The sequence below is a fragment of the Sinobaca qinghaiensis genome, assembly GCF_003610495.1.
Classification (GTDB): Bacteria; Bacillota; Bacilli; order Bacillales; family Marinococcaceae; genus Sinobaca; species Sinobaca qinghaiensis.
The window spans coordinates 121541-139324 of record NZ_RAPK01000008.1; the positions used below are offsets into that span (position 1 = coordinate 121541).

17 protein-coding genes and 1 pseudogene are annotated in these 17784 nt (G+C 45.6%); 6 read left to right on the plus strand and 12 right to left on the minus strand.

Annotation, left to right across the window (positions count from 1 at the left end):
• Positions 1–92: 92 nt before the first annotated feature.
• Positions 93–1244, plus strand: a complete 1152-nt coding sequence (locus tag ATL39_RS07985) for an acyl-CoA dehydrogenase family protein (RefSeq protein ID WP_120192800.1) — start codon at positions 93–95, stop codon at positions 1242–1244.
• 42 nt (positions 1245–1286) lie between these two features.
• On the opposite strand, the gene nasC is transcribed toward ATL39_RS07985, so the two are convergent.
• The 3 genes from nasC to ATL39_RS08000 form a co-directional block, all read right to left on the minus strand.
• Positions 1287–3431, minus strand: coding sequence for an assimilatory nitrate reductase catalytic subunit NasC (gene nasC, locus ATL39_RS07990; protein ID WP_120192801.1), 2145 nt, complete (start codon positions 3429–3431; stop codon positions 1287–1289).
• Positions 3419–5779 carry a nitrite reductase large subunit NirB gene (nirB, locus tag ATL39_RS07995; RefSeq protein ID WP_120192802.1) on the minus strand — a complete coding sequence of 787 codons (2361 nt, stop codon included), beginning with the start codon at positions 5777–5779 and terminating at the stop codon, positions 3419–3421. Before nirB ends, nasC begins: the two co-directional genes overlap by 13 nt.
• 110 nt (positions 5780–5889) lie before the next feature.
• Positions 5890–6795 (minus strand): DMT family transporter, encoded by a 906-nt coding sequence (locus tag ATL39_RS08000; protein WP_120192803.1) that lies wholly within the window; start codon positions 6793–6795, stop codon positions 5890–5892.
• Between the two features lie 124 nt (positions 6796–6919).
• Here ATL39_RS08000 and ATL39_RS08005 point away from each other — a divergent pair, with 124 nt between their 5' ends.
• From ATL39_RS08005 to ATL39_RS08015, 3 genes are read left to right on the plus strand one after another with little or no spacing between them, the layout of a single operon-like run.
• Positions 6920–7384: a MarR family winged helix-turn-helix transcriptional regulator gene (locus ATL39_RS08005; RefSeq protein ID WP_120192804.1), complete on the plus strand. Its 465-nt coding sequence runs from the start codon at positions 6920–6922 to the stop codon at positions 7382–7384.
• Positions 7381–8358 (plus strand): ring-cleaving dioxygenase, encoded by a 978-nt coding sequence (locus tag ATL39_RS08010; RefSeq protein ID WP_120192806.1) that lies wholly within the window; start codon positions 7381–7383, stop codon positions 8356–8358. The genes ATL39_RS08005 and ATL39_RS08010 overlap by 4 nt, the downstream gene beginning before the upstream one ends.
• Before the next feature lie 47 nt (positions 8359–8405).
• Positions 8406–9014, plus strand: coding sequence for an alpha/beta hydrolase (locus ATL39_RS08015; protein ID WP_120192807.1), 609 nt, complete (start codon positions 8406–8408; stop codon positions 9012–9014).
• Between the two features lie 55 nt (positions 9015–9069).
• On the opposite strand, the pseudogene ATL39_RS08020 reads toward ATL39_RS08015, so the two are convergent.
• Together ATL39_RS08020 and ATL39_RS08025 are read right to left on the minus strand one after the other, a co-directional pair.
• Positions 9070–9351: pseudogene (locus ATL39_RS08020) on the minus strand (GNAT family N-acetyltransferase); the annotation flags it as partial.
• A 42-nt stretch (positions 9352–9393) separates the two neighbouring features.
• Positions 9394–9831, minus strand: a complete 438-nt coding sequence (locus ATL39_RS08025; protein ID WP_120192810.1) for a cupin domain-containing protein — start codon at positions 9829–9831, stop codon at positions 9394–9396.
• A gap of 147 nt (positions 9832–9978) precedes the next feature.
• On the opposite strand from ATL39_RS08025, the gene rpsN reads away from it, so the two are divergent.
• Complete coding sequence (gene rpsN / locus ATL39_RS08030; protein WP_120192812.1) at positions 9979–10248, plus strand: 30S ribosomal protein S14; 270 nt, start codon at positions 9979–9981, stop codon at positions 10246–10248.
• 40 nt (positions 10249–10288) lie between these two features.
• On the opposite strand, the gene ATL39_RS08035 is transcribed toward rpsN, so the two are convergent.
• Both ATL39_RS08035 and ATL39_RS08040 read right to left on the minus strand, forming a co-directional pair.
• Positions 10289–10909 carry a protein kinase family protein gene (locus ATL39_RS08035; RefSeq protein WP_245960950.1) on the minus strand — a complete coding sequence of 207 codons (621 nt, stop codon included), beginning with the start codon at positions 10907–10909 and terminating at the stop codon, positions 10289–10291.
• 217 nt (positions 10910–11126) lie between these two features.
• Entirely contained in the window at positions 11127–11750 is a 624-nt protein-coding gene (locus tag ATL39_RS08040; protein ID WP_120192814.1) for a flavodoxin family protein, read from the minus strand.
• A gap of 313 nt (positions 11751–12063) precedes the next feature.
• On the opposite strand from ATL39_RS08040, the gene ATL39_RS08045 reads away from it, so the two are divergent.
• Complete coding sequence (locus tag ATL39_RS08045; RefSeq protein WP_120192816.1) at positions 12064–12366, plus strand: hypothetical protein; 303 nt, start codon at positions 12064–12066, stop codon at positions 12364–12366.
• Between the two features lie 125 nt (positions 12367–12491).
• Here the strand turns inward: ATL39_RS08045 and qoxD are convergent, their stop codons facing one another.
• The 5 genes from qoxD to rarD all read right to left on the minus strand — a co-directional run bounded on the left by qoxD (position 12492) and on the right by rarD (position 17724).
• Positions 12492–12845, minus strand: coding sequence for a cytochrome aa3 quinol oxidase subunit IV (qoxD, locus tag ATL39_RS08050; protein WP_120192818.1), 354 nt, complete (start codon positions 12843–12845; stop codon positions 12492–12494).
• A complete protein-coding gene (qoxC, locus tag ATL39_RS08055; RefSeq protein ID WP_120192820.1) occupies positions 12846–13454 on the minus strand; it encodes a cytochrome aa3 quinol oxidase subunit III in 609 nt (202 codons plus the stop codon).
• Positions 13454–15418, minus strand: coding sequence for a cytochrome aa3 quinol oxidase subunit I (gene qoxB / locus ATL39_RS08060; protein ID WP_281270886.1), 1965 nt, complete (start codon positions 15416–15418; stop codon positions 13454–13456). The genes qoxC and qoxB overlap by 1 nt, the downstream gene beginning before the upstream one ends.
• 30 nt (positions 15419–15448) lie before the next feature.
• Positions 15449–16381, minus strand: coding sequence for a cytochrome aa3 quinol oxidase subunit II (gene qoxA, locus ATL39_RS08065; protein ID WP_245960951.1), 933 nt, complete (start codon positions 16379–16381; stop codon positions 15449–15451).
• 419 nt (positions 16382–16800) lie between these two features.
• A complete protein-coding gene (rarD, locus tag ATL39_RS08070) occupies positions 16801–17724 on the minus strand; it encodes an EamA family transporter RarD (protein WP_245960952.1) in 924 nt (307 codons plus the stop codon).
• Positions 17725–17784 lie beyond the last annotated feature (60 nt).

Genomic DNA, 17784 nt, shown 5'->3' on the forward strand with positions numbered 1-17784 from the left:
TTCTTTACATAAGATATTCTGTAAAAGCACATTTCTGGGCGCTGATGTCCGGCTGCGTTAAAATGAATAGTATGAAAAAGGAGTGAAGACAAATGAACGTTCTGCAGGAAACAACAAAAGACAGCCGGCTTCAACTATTAAAAGAAACGACGGCTCCCTTTTCAGAAAGAGCATGGAGCCATAACGAAGAAGCTGTTTTTCCCCATCAAAATATAGAAGACTTAAAAAAAATCAAATATCCTTCTCTAACAGCCCCTATAGAATACGGCGGGATGGAGATCTCTCTACTGGAGTTCATTGAGTCACAGGAAATCATTGCAGAAGCCGATGGTTCCACTGCCCTGGCGATCGGATGGCACGTCGGAATCTTAAAGGATCTGACCGAAACACGTCCATGGCCGGAATCTGTATTTAAACGAGTGTGTGAAACCATCACCTCCGATCAGGCACTGCTGAACAATACAGCTACAGAGGCTGCGACCGGAAGTCCGACGAGGGGCGGAAAACCTATGACTGAAGCCTCCCGCTCCAAAGATGGCTGGGTGCTGACCGGCCGCAAAACATTTACGACACTTGCCCCTGCCCTGGATTACTTTGTAGTTAGTGCCGGCCTGACTGAAGATAACCGTACGGCTAACTTTCTCGTTCCACGCGCCACCCCGGGGGTTTCCATTGACGAAACCTGGGACTCTGTCGCTATGCGGGGCACAGGCAGCCACGATCTTGTACTTGATCAGGCAAAAGTGCCGGAGGACCATCTCGTCACCTTTCTGAACCCCGGAAACAAAAAAGCAGCCGGATGGCTGCTTCATATTCCAGCCTGTTATTTAGGCATTGCCCAGGCCGCTGCGAACCACGCCACAGCTTTCGCGAAAGAATATTCGCCGAATACAATGGAAGGAACCATTTCTGATATACCAGCCGTTCAGGAGAAAATCGGCGAGATGGAAGCCAAACTTATACAAAGCAGGCATTTTCTCCATAGTGTGGCCCGGCAGTGGGACGAGTCATCTGCAGCACAGCGGGACGCCATGAAGCCGGAGCTTGGAACGGTTAAGCGAAGCGTCGTCAATGAAGCCATTGCTGTTGTTGACTTGGCCATGCGGATTGAAGGCGCAAGAAGCTTATCGGCTTCCAACCCGCTTCAGCGCTATTACCGCGACGTCCGGGCCGGTCTTCATAATCCCCCGATGGACGATATGACTATTACTATGCTTGCGAAAGAGGCACTTAAGCGTTATTAAAAAGCAGTAAAAAGCCGGACCCTGAGAGAGGGTCCGGCTTTTTTACTGCTGCTCTTGATATGGTGATACCCGGACCGCTGACCGCTTAAAACCAGGCATCCGGCAGACCGGATCAAGCCTACCTTCTACGAGCATGTTGACGTTCTGGCTTTCTGCCCAGTGAAAAGGCACAAACACCGTATCCTCCCTGATACTTTCAGAAATCCTGCTTCTGACGGTGATTTGCCCGCGCGGCGATTCAATAGTAACGAGCGTGTTTTCTGAAATAGCATGGCGTTTCGCAGTTACAGGGTGAATTTCAATGAACGATTCAAACAGGCGGGCATTTAAATTACTGCTTTTCCGGGTCTGCACTCCGGTTAAATAGTGGGCCATTACCCTGCCTGTCGTTAAATACAGCGGAAACTCCTGACTGACTTCTTCTTTAGGATGCTCATTTTTCAAAGGTACTACCAGCAGCTCGGCCCGCCCTCCGTCTCTTGCAAAACGGTCTTCAAAAAGTCGCTTCGTTCCGGGATCTGATTCACTGCGGCACGGCCAGAAGACTCCTTCTGCCTGACGGATCCGTTCATACGTTATTCCAAAATAATCGGCTATGCCTCCTTTTGAGGCCAGACGCAGCTCGTTAAAAATCTCTTCTGCCGATTGATAGGAAAATTGAGTGCCGTATCCCAGTATTCCAGCGATCATTGATAATATCTCCCAGTCATTTTTACTTTCACCGGGTGCTTTTTTATCCGCTTCCCGAAGGGTAACCCGCCCTTCCAGATTCGTAAGCGTTCCTGCATTTTCCATGTAAGAAGCCGCCGGCAGAACCAGATCGGCATATTCTGCGGTTTCCGAAATAAACATATCCACCGCTACGAAAAAATCCAGTGACTGGATGGCTTCCTTTACCATCGTTGCATGAGGGTTGGAAATGATGGGATTAGAGCCGACAAGAAATAAACTTTTAATGTCTCCTCTGCCGATCAGCTCCATCATTTCATAGGCGGAGACACCTTTTCCGGGCATGTCCTTTTCCTTCATCCCCCATACATCAGCTATATACTTCCGGTCTTCTTTATTGTCAATAGACCGGTAACCCGGGAGCTGGTCTGCTTTTTGTCCATGTTCTCTTCCTCCCTGACCGTTGCCCTGACCGGTAATGGCTCCATATCCACTTCCTTTTTTTCCTATTTTCCCAGTCAACAGCAGTATGTTGATAAAATTCCGGACGGCCAGATAGCCGTCGACCTGCTGCTCAATTCCGCGGGCGGTAAAAATCATTCCGGATTCTGCATTCGCAAATGCCCTTGCTGCTTTTTCCAGTTCCTGATAGGGAATACCGGCCTCTTCGGCACAGGCTTCCACCGTTAACCCCTGCAGATGGACGAATAGTTCCTCAGCGCCTTCGGTCCGTTTTTCTATGAAATCCAGATCTGCTTTGCCTTCGTCATATATACATTTAAGTATCGCATTGGCTGCTGCATTATCGCATCCGGGCTTTACCTTCAAATGCAGATCGGCCATCTGTGCCGTCGCTGTTTCACGTGGATCTACGACAATAATATAGGCACCATTGCGCTTTGCTTCCTCAAAGTACGGCATAATCGTCGGCTGACAGTCAGCAATATTGGTTCCTGCCAGAATGATACATTTCGTTTCCGGAATTTCATCCAGCTGGTTGGTTAATCCCCGGTCTATCCCCAGCGCTTTATTTCCAGCTGAGGCCGCTGCCGACATGCAGAATCGGCCGTTATAATCAATATACTTCGTTCCCAGTGCCAGTCTTGCAAATTTACCGAGTATATAAGAAGTTTCATTCGTAAGCGATCCGCCGCCGTATACGCCGATAGTATTTTTTCCGTACTCTTTCTGCAGAGCCGGAATTTTTTCTTTAATTAGCTGCAGTGCTGCGTCCCAGCTGATCGGCTGAAAAGCCCCGTCTATTTTCTGCATAGGATAGCGCAGACGGTCTTCGTGAAACGCATGCTGATAGGCATTGAGGCCTTTTACACAAAGACGGCCTCCTGTCGTTGGATTATCGACCCCAGTGGTACGGTACCTTTTTCTCGTAACAATGGTCTGCTCAATCACCTGCTTTTTGCACTGCATACTGCAGAAAGGACACTGCGCGTTGTATACTTTTTCCGTTTCCACTTTCTGCTGTTTTTCCCGGAAGTATTTAAGCATCAGCTCTGACATATGTGTCCTCCTTGTTGTAACATCAGCTCTTTGATCCGCTGCTGTTCTTCGTCTTTCTGTTCCAAAAGCACCGCTGCGTTGGCTTCTTGAAAAAGAACTTCCCTGATATGAACCATGGTTACTCTTTCAACCCACCGGGAGAGTGTTTCGCCGTACCCCGCTGAAATACGGTAGTATAACAGAACAGATTCAAGCATATAAAGCACCGTCTGCTGCTCAGCAAAAGAAAAAAGAATATGGTTTTTTTCTTCTACAGCCACTCGAAGCTCCCACTTTTCATTTTGATATAGTATACCGGCATGCCCACTTTGAATGTCTGCACAGTTGTGGCTGCAGGAGGACATGCGGATAAACGGCTGTGTCGGAAATGGGAGCAGTTCCATTCTTTTTTCGAGCCATACTGCCATTTCCTGCTCCGGCTGTTTTGTACAGGCACATTCTACTTTTTCGAGGCTTCTTATCTGTACAGCCGGAAATCGATTTCCGGGCAGTCCCATCCGTTGTAAGCCCAGTTTTTCAGCCGCTGTTTCTAAAAGCCCGGGGTCCACAGGGGAGATTTCGATCGATCCATCCGGAAGCGGCTTTAAGAAATCCACCCCGCATGCGGACGCCGTTTCTGCCGCACTCTCCCATTCAGACAGGGAAAATCCTCCTCCTTTTCCTGGAATATGGACAGCCAGACTTCCATCCGAGCGTTCTATTATATTTTCATACGTATCGGCTTTCCCTGTTTCTGCTGAAAAATAAGCAGGAGAGATCATATATAAATAGTAGGGAAGGGCTTCTCTGCACGTCCCACACCCCTTGTCCGTTTTCCAGCCGGGCATTTGATAAGCCTCTTTCAAAGAAGATGGCATACGATCCTGAAGGAGGCTGACGACCTCTTCTTCTTCCAGGTCCGTGCATTCGCAGAAAGGTATTTTTTCTATGTGCTCGTTAAACTCATCGCTCTGCATATAGTCCAGAAGCTCTTCCACTACCGGGCGGCACCCCCCGCATGAAGAAGAAGCACCGGTACAGGCTTTTACTTCTTCTGCTGTACAAAGCCCGCGTGTCTGCACTTCTTTTATGATGGTACCTTTGGATACATTATTGCAGTGACAGACAGCCGCGTGAGACGAGAGCGTTTTAATTCTACTCTTCGTGGAATCATTGACGGATAAAAGCTGTTGTTTTTCTTTTTCCGAGAGCGGCTTCCGGGTTTTAATCCACTGCTGCAGGGAAGCGGACATGTTCGTGCTGCCATAAAGCACAGCTCCCTGCACCATATCTTCTTTCATAATAATCTTGCGGTACTGGTTTTCTTTTTCATCGAAAAGCTGCAGCACATAGCTGTCCGATTCTTCTTCAAGGCTTCCCGCAGAAAATACTTCCACTCCTGGAATCTTCAGTCTCGTATATACAGCAGAGCCGGAATAGTCCCGTTCTTTTTTTCCTGAAACAGAAGCCGCAAGCACTTTGGCCTGTTCATATAACGGAGCGACCAGACCATATGTAGTGCCCCGGTGCTCTGCGCATTCTCCGAGGGCATAAATACCTTCTGCCTCTGTTTCCATCCAGTCGTTAACTATAATACCCTTATTCACAGGAATACCGCTTGCCCCCGCCAGCTCTATTTGAGGCTTTATTCCCGCTGCCATTACGACAGCATCTACCGCAAGAGAGGTGCCATCTTCAAACAACAGCTCATCTGCCTGTTCCAAGCCCTTTATTGCTTTGGTTTCAGCAGAAAATAAAAAATGCATCCCCTGTTTTTCCAATTCTTCCTGCAGCAGCCCCGCTGCCATTTCATCCAGCTGACGATTCATTAAAAAAGGACCACGATGAACCACCGTAACGTCCAGGCCTCTATTTAAAAGGCCCCGGGCCGCTTCAAGTCCGAGAAGTCCTCCTCCAATAACGGCCGCTTTTTGAAAAGTGTCTGCCTGATCCAGAATTTCCTCACAGTCTTTCATTGTCCGGAAAACAAATACGTTTTCTTTATCTGCTCCCTGCACAGGAGGGATATAGGCTTTAGAACCTGTAGCAATCACGGCTTTGTCAAACGCCACTTCCGTTCCATCATCTGTGCGGACCACCCGGTTTTCCTGGTCCACATATAATGCTTTTGTTCCCGTAATCAGTTCAATATGATGGTCTTCATACCACTGCAGCGGATGTATGTATAATTCCGGTCCGCCTGCTTCCCCCTGAAGATAGGAAGACAGCTTCATCCGGTTATAGGAAAGTCCTGTTTCTTCACCAATAATCGTTATATCGAAAGTTTTCGGAGCGGTTTCGAGTAACTCTTCTATAAAACGAAGTCCCGCCATGCCATTACCGATCAGCAGTACTTTCTCTTTATTCATAAGACGCCTCCAGCCCGTATTGCCCTGCTATTATACGAAATACATATGGTCCTATTGTCTAAAAAGAAAAGCCGCCCTTCAAGAAGGACGGCAGAAAATATCACAGACTTTTATTCATTATGCTTTTTTATTCTGCGAAATCCGATCGACTTCCGGGTAGTAAGCATGACACCGGATATAACAACCACCGCTCCGCCTGCCTGTGTCCAGGTGATCGTATCGCCCAGGAAAATATAGGCGCCGGCCATGGTAAATACCGGCAGTAAATTTAGAAATACCGAAGACTGGGAAGCACCGATTTCTGCAATCGAACGATTCCAGAGCAGCAGCGCAATCACAGAAGGGAAAATGCCCAGATAAGCAATCCCTGCAGCATCCTGATAACCGTCAATCGGAGGCAGTCCGTAAAGTATGGTTTCGACTGCCGCAAAAGGCAGCAGGACCAGGGTGGCTGCAGCAAGCATAACGAGCAGACTGCCGTATGCCGGAAACTTGAACATATGCATTTTCACAAGAAACGAATAAATCACCCAGACGGCCACGGCCGCGAGCATAATAACATCTCCCCTGTTAAAAGAAAGGCTCCGGATCACTTCCATTGATCCATCTGTAATAACCCAGACAGCCCCTCCGACCGAAAGAACAACGCCTGCCCACTGGTACCCTTTCAATCGTTCCTGAAACAAAAAGAAACTGGCTGCGATCGTTACGACTGGGATAGAAGATTCCAGTATCGCTACGTTGGATGCACTGGTATATTTTAAAGACAAATAAATAAAAGCATTAAAAAAAGCCACTCCTGTTAAAGCCAGCCCGAGCAGCGGCTTCCACTCCGACCGGAATACTTCCCGGTGGCGGACCGCCTGTTTCCAGCCGATCGGAAGAACGACGGCTAAAGCGATACCTACGCGGAGAAATGCGATCGTAAACGGCGGAATGTCTTCCAATGCTTTGCCGACCAGAATATTACCGGTAAATATAATAACCGTAATGATTAAAAAGATATAAGCCTTCATATGTATCCACCGCCTCTATGCCTTTTCAGTGTAAGCCAGACGAAAGGTGCCTGCCAAATTAAAAACTTGCTTTTCTATCAGTTTAATATTAAACTGATAAGGGTAAAGAAAGGAGAACCTGAAAATGAGCATAAAGAAAAAACTGACGAAAAAACAAAAACAATTAGGACTGCTGCTCTGGTTCCGCCTTTCCCGATTTTACAACGAAAGCGTGCACCGCTCCAATGCTTACTTAAAAACTTACGGCTTAACTACTTCCCAGTTTGATGTACTTGCCCAGGTAGGTGCCCATCAGCCGCTTTCCCAGCAGGAGCTGGCCGAAAAGCTTTTTGTGACCAAAGGAAACATTACGCACATGCTCCGGAAAATGGAGGATATGGGATACATCCAGCGTGAGCAGAAATGGCGCACGAAAACGATCACCCTAACAGAGGCGGGAAACACTCTATATAAACAGAGCGTCCCCAATCAGGAACATTTTCAGGCCATGCAGTTTCAGGTTCTTTCCGAAAAAGAACAGCAGCAGTTACTGCATCTATTAAAAAAAATCCAAAAACAATCCATTCCCTATAAGGAGGAAAACCAATGAATATTAAAGGCATTCATCATCTCTCTGCCCTGACCGCAAACGCAGAACACAACCTTGATTTTTATACAAAAGTAATGGGTCTCCGCCTCGTGAAAAAAACGGTGAATCAGGACGATACTTCCGTTTATCATCTTTTTTACGGCGATGAAAAAGGAAATCCAGGGACGGAGCTTACCTTTTTTGAAATCCCTATGGCGGCACCTAATCAACCGGGAGCGAGCAGTATTTCCGGCACTTCTCTCCGCGTGGCAGACGACAAAGCGCTCGATTTCTGGAAAGCCCGTTTTGATGAGATGGGAGTTGGTCATGATGAGATCGTAGAACGTGCCGGACGCCGCACACTTGCTTTTCAGGATCCTGAAGGCCAGCGCCTGTTCCTTGTTTCTGATGAAAACAATGAGGGTGTGGCCGGCGGCGTTCCCTGGAACCGCGCACCTGTACCGGTAGAACATGGCGTAACAGGACTTGGGCCGATTCGGTTAACGGTTAAAAATCCTGCCCCTACAGCCGGTGTCCTTACAGACATTATGGGCTTCCGCCGCAAAGGCAGCTATCCCGCTGAAGCTGCAGGACAACCGGATATCGAAGTATATGAAACAGGAGAAGGCGGCAGCGGTACGGAAATCCATCTGGAACCACGCCCCGACCTTCCTTTTGAAAGACAGGGACGCGGCGGCGTGCATCACGTCGCTTTTCGGGTAGAAGACAAAGAAGAACTCGATAAATGGATCCAGCATATCACGAATGCCGGACTTCCCAACTCCGGCTTCGTGGAGCGTTTTTACTTCCGCTCTTTATATTTTAGAGAACCAAATGGCATATTGTTTGAAATTGCTACAGATGGTCCTGGATTTGATGGAGACGAAGACATGGAACACCTCGGTGAAACGCTCGCTCTTCCTCCTTACCTGGAGCCAAAGCGCGCTGAAATCGAGGCGAAAATAAAGCCTCTCGATTACAAGCCGGAAGCCTGATTATATTTACTTGAACGAACTAATACAATACAAAGGTGGTCTATACTATGAAACACATTTTTAAGCAGTCCAGTAAAAAGAATGCACCGGTACTCCTTTTGCTACACGGAACAGGCGGTACAGAAGAAGACCTGCTTGAACTGGCTAAACTAATTGATGAAGAGGCTTCTGTCCTCAGCGTACGCGGCAATGTGTCCGAAAACGGCATGCCCCGCTTTTTCCGTCGGCTGGCAGAAGGTGTATTTGATGAAGAAGACTTGTTATTCCGCACCGGAGAGCTGCATGAATTTATTAACGAAAGCGCAGAAAAATATGAATTTGACCGCAGCAACGTAATTGCCGTCGGTTACTCCAACGGCGCAAATATCGCTGCCAGCCTCCTGTACCATTATAACGATTCGCTTAAAGCAGCTTCCCTTCATCACCCGATGGTACCAAGACGCGGTGTAGAGCTTCCAGATTTAAGCGGCACTTCTGTATTTATCGGAGCCGGAGAAAACGATCCCATCTGTACCCCGGAAGAAACGAAAGAACTCAGCCGTACTCTTTCCGAGGCAGGAGTAACAGTAGAAGAATACTGGAGCCAGGCCGGCCACCAGCTTACACTTGAAGAAGTGGAAGCAGCTAAAGCCTGGTATCAAAAAGCAATACAGTAAAATAAACCCCCGGAGACGGCTGTCTCCGGGGGTTTGCTGTATTAACAGAAGTATTTTATGCTAATATATCATGAAATTCATCATTTTCCTTCAGCTTCTTTTCTGCATAAGGACACTGGGGAATAATTTTTTTATTCTCTGCCCTGGCCTTTTCCACTACATGCTCAACGAGCTGATAGCCAATGCCCTGCCCTCTTAAATCTTCAGCCACTTCTGTATGGTCAATGACTATTTCATCATCTTTCTCTTCAAAAAAAGTAATCTGGGCCGCTTTGTTTCCCTGCTGATCTTCTACGTAAAATTCGTTGTTACCTGTTTTAATATCCATATAATATCTCTCCTTTGCAGCTTTTTTCCTTTTTTCGGAGAAATTAAAACATTACTCCCATTCCACCGGCTTTTCTACAAGAACTCCGTCATCATTCGTTTTTTGATTTAATGAATGGTCTTTAGCCTGCACGCAGATATAATACAGCACTTCATCGGAGTTGTTGCGCAGAGTACGGGCTCCTTCCGGCGCTACTCGTACAACAGTGCCCTCTTCAATATCAAATATTTCGTCATCGACCTGAAACTGGCCGCTTCCTTTTACGAAAATATAAAGTTCTTCGTTCTCTACGTGCTTATGGTGAAACGGAATAGATGTATGCGGCGGGAAAGAGCTGAGCGATGCTTCCATACTGGTAAGACCAAGAAGTTCATTTAAAAACAGCTTTCCTCTTGTTTTAACTCTTCCTTCAATTTTATAATCTTTTAGATCCTCCCATTTTCCTGGATATGCGGCCGTATAGTTTGTTCCCTGTTTTTTTTCAGGCATGCTGGACCCTCCTCTGATTTTCTGTTTCTCCTGCAGTATATAACGCTTTCATTGAAAAATAAATCAAGCCGCATTCTTGCAAAGCAGAAAAAGACATGATATATTTTATAAATCGTAATCATTACGTTTTATAAAGGAGAGAGAAAAATGGCTAAGAAATCAAAAGTCGTCAAACAGCAAAAACGGGAAGCCCTTATTGCGAAGTATGCTGAGGTCCGCTATGAACTAAAAGAAAAGGGAGATTACGAAGCGCTCCGCCGCCTTCCAAGAGATTCCTCCCCTACCCGGTCCAACAGCCGCTGCGGGGTAACCGGACGTCCCCGCGGATACATGAGAAAATTCAATATGTCCCGTATCGCTTTTCGGGATCTTGCCCATAAAGGTCAGATACCCGGCGTAAAAAAATCAAGCTGGTAAAAATAAAAGCACTGGATCGCTGATGCTGATCCGGTGCTTCTTAATGTCCCCCGTAGTGGGGGAGCATTTTTCTTTTGTATAAGGCAGCGACTGTATTTAATAAAACAACCGGAAGTTTTTTAGGAAAATGTTTTCTCGTATAGTATACATAAAATGCATTTTTTAAATCATCCCACTGTGTGCAGTCTTTCTGCTGGCGGTAGCGGGCGACATCAATGATTTTGATATCGCCTGCATCTGTAATTAAAATATTACGCAGATGGATGTCCGATGGATTCAGGCCTCTGTTTCTGGCCAGCTGCAGCGCCCTGTCCACTTCTTTTAAATGGTTTTCTGTTATCGGCATGCCTTTTTGCAGGCATTGGAAAAGAGTGCTTCCTTTTACGTGGTCGATGACCAGATAATTTTCCCCTGCTTCATATAGGTTCGGGTAATACTCCAGCCCCCCGAGAGCCTGGTAAATGAGAGCCTCTTCTTTAGCTACAGCAGCAAAATCCGGAAAGAACACTTTCAGCACAACTTCCGTTCCTTCTATTTTAAAAACATAGGCGCTTCTTCCTTTTCCTATAAATTCCAATGTGTCATCATAATCAATAAGGATCGAGTGCGTTCCTTTATTTATCATTCGGACGCTTTCTGCAAGAGCAAGGTACGTGTTCACAATGCTCAATCCTCCTTCTGTAATACCTTTTATTATATCACGATTTTTTTATTTCTATCTTTTTCCGGCTTTTCTTTTAAAAGGCAGCAGCAGAGAAAACGGAAAGAACGCTCCCTCTGCACTACAGGGAACGTTCTTTGAAATGAATTTTTATAGGTCATCTGCTGCCGGATTAAATAGTCATTGTTTATTCGATTATTTAAAGGTATAAGCGTTATTATACATTGCCCTCTGCCGGTATCGGGTTTTCTTTTAAAATGCGTGCCATGTGAAGCAGGTTATAAGCAAGCATTGTTACGTGCCCTTTCGTAAATTCGTTACTCATGCCATCTGCTTCAATGAATGATGGACCGGGACCAGCTTCTCCCACCCAATAGCAGTCTACGTTAGGAGGGACTGTGAAGCCGATATGGGAGAGGCCATACAGCACAGAAGCCGCAGCATGTTTTGCGCCGTCTTCATTGCCGGTTATAACTACTCCACCTACTTTATTATAATAAACCGCCTGGCCTTTTTCGTTTGTCACGCCGGTGCCGCCGTACAGTCTTTCCATTGCAAGCGTCGTCAGGCTGCTCTTCTCTCCTATCCATAAAGGAGTTCCAATAATAAGAATATCGGCTTCTTTTACCTTTTCAAAAATAGCCGGCCAGCCATCTCCTTCTCCTAAATCTTCGCTGATGCCATATGGAATGTGATAATCAGCAAGCCTTACCGTTTCTGTAGATACCCCCTCTTTTTCCAAAAGCTTTAACACTTCGTTGGTCAATGCTTCTGTATTGGACTCTTCATCTCCGGTTTTTTTCAGTGAGCCATTTAATACCAATGCTTTAAGTACTGCCATTTTATCCCGCCTTTTTATCTGATTAGTTAGTATTTACCCTTATTTTGGTAAGCGTAAGCAGGGCCGTTTGGATTTTTTCGGCGAAGGATGTAGATTAAAAGATGAATGCTGTTTGAAAACAACTGGAGAATCTATGGGAACCTTCACCAATGTACTTTTTTTAATTTATGTCAATATATGAAATAGTTCGTTCAAAAAAAGTTCAAACTATTTCAATTTTTTATGTCATTTTTGTGAATAATTTGGTATACTAAATTTACAGAATGAATGAAAACGCTTACTAAACTGAATATTATAAAAAGAGGTGCTTAAAATGGATGTATTGCTCGTATTTATGGTTTTTGCTACACTTGTCCCGTTTTTCTTTGCCCGCCGCAGAAAATGGTTTCTCGTTGTTCTTCAAACGGCTCTTGCTTTAGGCATGTGGGACTATTTCCTAAGCCACTTCACTCCAATTACTGTGCTTAATGCACCTACTTCGATCATTGCTTTCTATGGCAGCCTGCTTATTACCAACGTTGCTATTATTTATATCATGATCAGCTACTTCAAGCAGCTGGAGCGCTCACGTCGTGTTCCTTTCCTCCGCTCAGAAGTCAGTAATAACTCTAAATAACCACGACATAGAAAAAGCCGGTAAACTGCCCTTATTGGCAGTGTTTCCGGCTTTGTTTATACAAAAATTAAGGATAGAACAAAAAAGGAAGCTTATCGTTTTGATAAGCTTCCTTTTCATATGATTTAGTGGTCGCCGCCGTGTTCTTCTGTTTCTGAACCGCCGCCATCTGTGCCGTGGTCGTGATAACCAAACGACATAACCCAGATAGACCCTAATACAATAATACCTGCAATACCAAAAGCGTAAATCATATTACCGAGCTGAATGCCCCCGCTGTCTGTTTCTGTAATGTGCATAAACATAAACAGCTGAATGCCGGCCTGGATAATAGCCAATGCCATGATGCCGGCAACGATCCATCCCATGGGAAGTTCCGTTCCCAGGGCAATCCATGCCGCAGCACCAGTAAGCACGATAGAGGCAATATATCCGATCAAATGTTTTATAGGGAAACGCGATTCACTGTGTGAACTCATTTAACCCACCATCCCTAATAAATACACGACTGTATATACGAATATCCACACTACGTCTAAGAAGTGCCAATACAAGCCGAATATAAAGAATTTACTCGCTGTCCGCGGCGTAATGCCTCTCTGGTACAGCTGAATTAATAAGAGTATGCCCCAGCCCAGACCAACCGTTACGTGAAGTCCGTGCGTACCGGTTAATGTGAAGAATGCAGACCAGTAAGCTGCTGAACTGATCGATGCTCCTTCATGAACCAGGTGTTCAAACTCATAAATTTCCAAACCGAGAAATCCAAGACCTAATACAAGTGTCATTCCCATCCAGAGAAGAAGGCCGTTTTTAGAACCCCGGCGCATTTCATTGATTGCAATTCCACAGGTAAAACTACTCGTTAAAAGAAGAAATGTCATTAACAAAGTAATAGGCAGTGAGAAGAGTTCCTGAGGAGGCGGCGCATCTGCCGTTCTTCCTATCATAACAGCGTAGGTGGCAAAAATGGTAGCAAATAATGCAATCTCTGCGCCTAGAAATATCCAAAATCCAAGGATATTCATACGTCCTTCTTGTGTGCGGTACTCCATTGGTCCTGTTGTTGCTTCCGTATGTGCACTCATTATTTGCTATCCTCCCCTCTGGCTGCCTGCTCTATTTCGTGAATTTCTTTAGTAGAGACATGGAACCCTTCATTGTAGTCAAACGAGCGGATACCCATGACGATAAAGAACATAATCAAACCTGGAATCGCCATCCAGAACCATTCCCAGACAAGTCCGAAACTTGCAATAAACAGAGCAAGCATCATAAAGAAAGGAAGGCCGGAGTTGCTTGGCATGTGTATTTCTTCCACTTTTGATTTGTCATAGGTGGTTTCGCCTTTATCTTTCATTCCTACATAAGCATCTTTGCTGTCAAACTCAGGAAGAGTAGCGAAATTATAGAATGGGATTGGTGTGGCAGTAGCCCAGTCCAATGTTCTTCCCACTCCCCATGAGTCGCCCTGTGTTTCGCGCTCTGCATAACGGAAGCTGTAGTAGATGCTGTAAACAAATACAGCAAATCCGGCTGCCATCATAAAGGCGCCCGCTGTAGCCGTTAAGCTGAGCGGCATCCATTCTGGTTCGATCGTATACGTACGTCTTGGCATTCCTGCAAATCCGAGGAAATACATTGGAAGGAAACAGACGTTAAAGCCGATCATAAACAACCAGAAGAATATTTTTCCGAGTTTTTCATTCAACTTGTGTCCAAACATTTTTGGATACCAGAAAATCAAACCAGAGAAACATCCAAATACGGTACCTGCGATAAGCACATAGTGAAAGTGAGCTACGAGGAAGTACGTATTGTGGTACTGGTAGTCTGCTGCGGCCATCGCAAGCATAACCCCTGTTACCCCGCCGATAACGAAGTTAGGGATAAAGGCAAGCGCCCACAGCATCGGTGTTTCAAACGTAATTCTGCCCCGGTACATCGTGCCGAGCCAATTGAATATCTTAACCCCGGTCGGTACGGCAATAAGCATTGTCGTAATCGAGAAGAAGGAGTTTACTCCGCCGCCGGCACCCATTGTAAAGAAATGGTGAACCCATACGAGGAAGCTTAAAAGTGCGATAATAACCATTGCGTATACCATGGCTTTGTAGCCAAACAGTTGTTTTCTGGCAAAAGTGGAGATAACTTCGGAGAAAATACCAAATGCCGGCAGAATAACGATATATACTTCCGGGTGTCCCCAAAGCCAGAACAGGTTGGCCCACATCATCGGCATACCTTCACCGGCAAGCGTAAAGAGCTTGGCTCCGAATATCCGGTCGAGCGTCATTAAAGCAAGAGCTACAGTAAGAATTGGGAAGGCAAACACGATGATAAGAGCTGTAATAAGCGTCGACCACGTAAAAATCGGCAGCCTCATCATTGTAATACCTGGAGCCCTCATCTTAAGAATCGTGACGATGAAGTTAATACCGGTTCCCAGCGTACCAATACCTGAAAGCTGAAGACCCAGTAAATAGTAGTTAATTGCCGGCCCGGGGTTTAGTTCCGCCCCGGCCATCGGAGCATAGTTGGTCCAGCCGGCGTCCGGCGATCCCCCGATAATAAAGGAGATATTAAAGAGAGCAAGTCCAAAAGCAAAAGACCAGAAGCTCAAGTTGTTAAAGAAAGGAAACGCTACGTCCCGCGCCCCAATCTGCAGTGGCACTGCAAAGTTCATCAGGCCGATTAAGAACGGCATTGCCATGAAGATAATCATGATGGTTCCGTGTGTTGTGAAGATTTCGTTATAGTGCTGTGAATCCAGGAACGTCATTCCCGGAAGTGAAGTCTGTATCCGCATCATCATCGCATCTATACCACCGCGGACAAACATGACGATGGCTGCAATAATATACATAATCCCTATCTTTTTATGGTCAACAGAGGTGATATACTCTCTCCAGAGCCATCCCCATGCCTTGAAGTAGGTGAGTACAGCGATGACCGTTATAGAGCCGAGTGCAATAGAGACCATTGCGCCATATATAAGCGGCTGTCCTGTTACAAGAAATTCACCAAAGAAAAAGTCTAAAAACGCCTCCAAATTATCTCACCTGCTTTCTATTAAAACGTGCTATTCGTCCCATATTTCACGACCACCCTGGAGGTGAAGCTTTTCTCCAAGTTCTCCGCCATGCTGATCTACGATGTATTCTCTTCCTTCATTTGTTCCATGGTCTACATAGTCCAGATGAGTAGAGGAATACTCGGAGTTAGCGGCAAGTCCGGGGGTAAGCATTTCTACATAAGCTTCTTCTGTAAGCTCAGGAGCTGATTCCTGTACTTCGGTTACCCATGCATTGTAGTCATCTTCATTCTGCGCGATAACTTCAAATGTATGACCCGCAAAACCGGAACCGTTGTAGTTGGCGTTGCGCCCTGCATACTCACCTTCGTTATCCGCCTGAAGATATAACGTGTTTTCCATACCGGCCATGTTATATTTCTGGCCGCCGAGAGCAGGAATCCAAAGAGCAGTCATCGAATCTGCTGAAGAAAGTTTGAATTCAATCGCCCGGTCTGTTGGTATGTGTAAATAGTTAACTGTTTCTATATTCTCTTCCGGATAGCTGAAGAACCATTTATAGTTCGCCGTAGTAGCGTGAACAACAAGAGGCTCTGTATCGGCTGAAACTTCCGGAGGATTCTCCAATTCAAAAATCGTTGTTACGGTAGGGATAGACAGTACCGTTACAATAATGAGGGGAATAACCGTCCAGATTACTTCAAGCTTGTTGTTGCCGTGGTGCGTTGGATCGTAATTATCATTACCTTCCTTTTCAGGACGATATCTGAACTTCACAAGCATGTACGTGAAAAGTACAAATACAACAGCTACGATTCCAAGCATCATAATGATAGAAAATGTAATAAGTTCTGCCTGACTTTCTGCAACAGGGCCCTGCGGATCAAGAACGACTAAGTCCGCACAGCCGCTTAAGAATATAACAAGAGCAAATGCAGGCAGCATCAGCGTCCGCTTTGCCCGGCTTATAAATTTTCCCACCTTACCCAACACTCCTTCCTAATAATAGTAAAACTCTGCCAGAATTACATTCTGCTCTGTCCATGGTAGCAAATTTACGCTTCCTTTTGTTTACTTTTCATAGACTGTCATACAAACCTCAATTTTGTGTTTCAAATTCAACACAAAATCGACATAAAAAATTCACGGTTTCTCCTATGTAAGATTATATCCGTCTGGTTGAATTTTTTATGCGTTTTTCATTTAGTATGAAAAAGCAATATTTATAAAATTAATAATGTCATTAGACTCCTGCTGTCTGCTATACTGCCCCCTTTTTATCCGAACAGCTGTTTTATTCTTTTACATAAAATGCCTACCGTTAGTATTGTGCTACGAGTTTCAGAAAAAGTAAAGTCCCACCCTCGGTTTCAACGGGAAAAACATAAAATGTTCATGAATTACTCCGGTTTTCCAAGCGCGTTCCATTTTCTCGCTTTCCAGGATGTTCTCGATCTGGATACCGTAAAAATAATTAAACCAATCCAGACGATTATGAAGGCTGTCAGCTGCTGGAGGCTGAATGGCTCATTAAACAGAAATACGCCAAGCAAAAGCATGATCGTCGGGGCGAAATACTGTAGAAATCCAATAAGGGAAAACGAAATACGCTTGCTGCTGGCGGCAAACAAGAGCAAAGGCACGGCCGTAGCTGCCCCTGCCCCAATTAGAAGGGCATGATCTTCCCAGGAAAAACGGAAGACACCTCCCGCGTCTCCCTGAACTGCAAACAAAAACAGCAGCGCAAAAGGTACCATAATCATCGTTTCCACTGTTAATCCGGCCCAGGCGCTGAGAGGAGTGGTTTTTTTTATCAATCCGTACAGCCCGAAACTGAGCGCCAGACCAATCGCCGCCCATGGGAAGTAGCCGTAGTAAAACGTCAGGGTAATAACTCCTCCTACTGCGAGAAAGAAAGCCAGTCCCTCCGCTTTTGTAAGTTTCTCTTTTAAAAAAGCAGTCGCCAGCACGACATTAAATAAAGGATTTATGTAGTAGCCGAGGCTTGCTTCAATAACCCTGTCACTGTTAACCGCAAAAATAAATATAAACCAGTTAATGCTTATTAAAACAGCCGCTGCCGTAATAGCCGCCGCTGATTTTTTATTTTTAAAAATCCGGATGATCTCACTGCCGACCGGCTGAATCTTTTTCAGCACGAGAAGCACGCCTCCCATAAAAATCAGGGACCAGACAATCCGGTGGGCGAGCACCTCCCCTGCCGGAACACCTCCGAGCATTTTCCAATAGAGGGGCAGAAATCCCCAAAGTAAATAAGCCAGTCCGGCAAATGCTACTCCCGCCGCCTGTTGATTTTCTCTCATCTTTATTCTCTCCCGTTCTTTTTTCTATTCTACAAGCCTATCGCAAAATAGAAAATGACG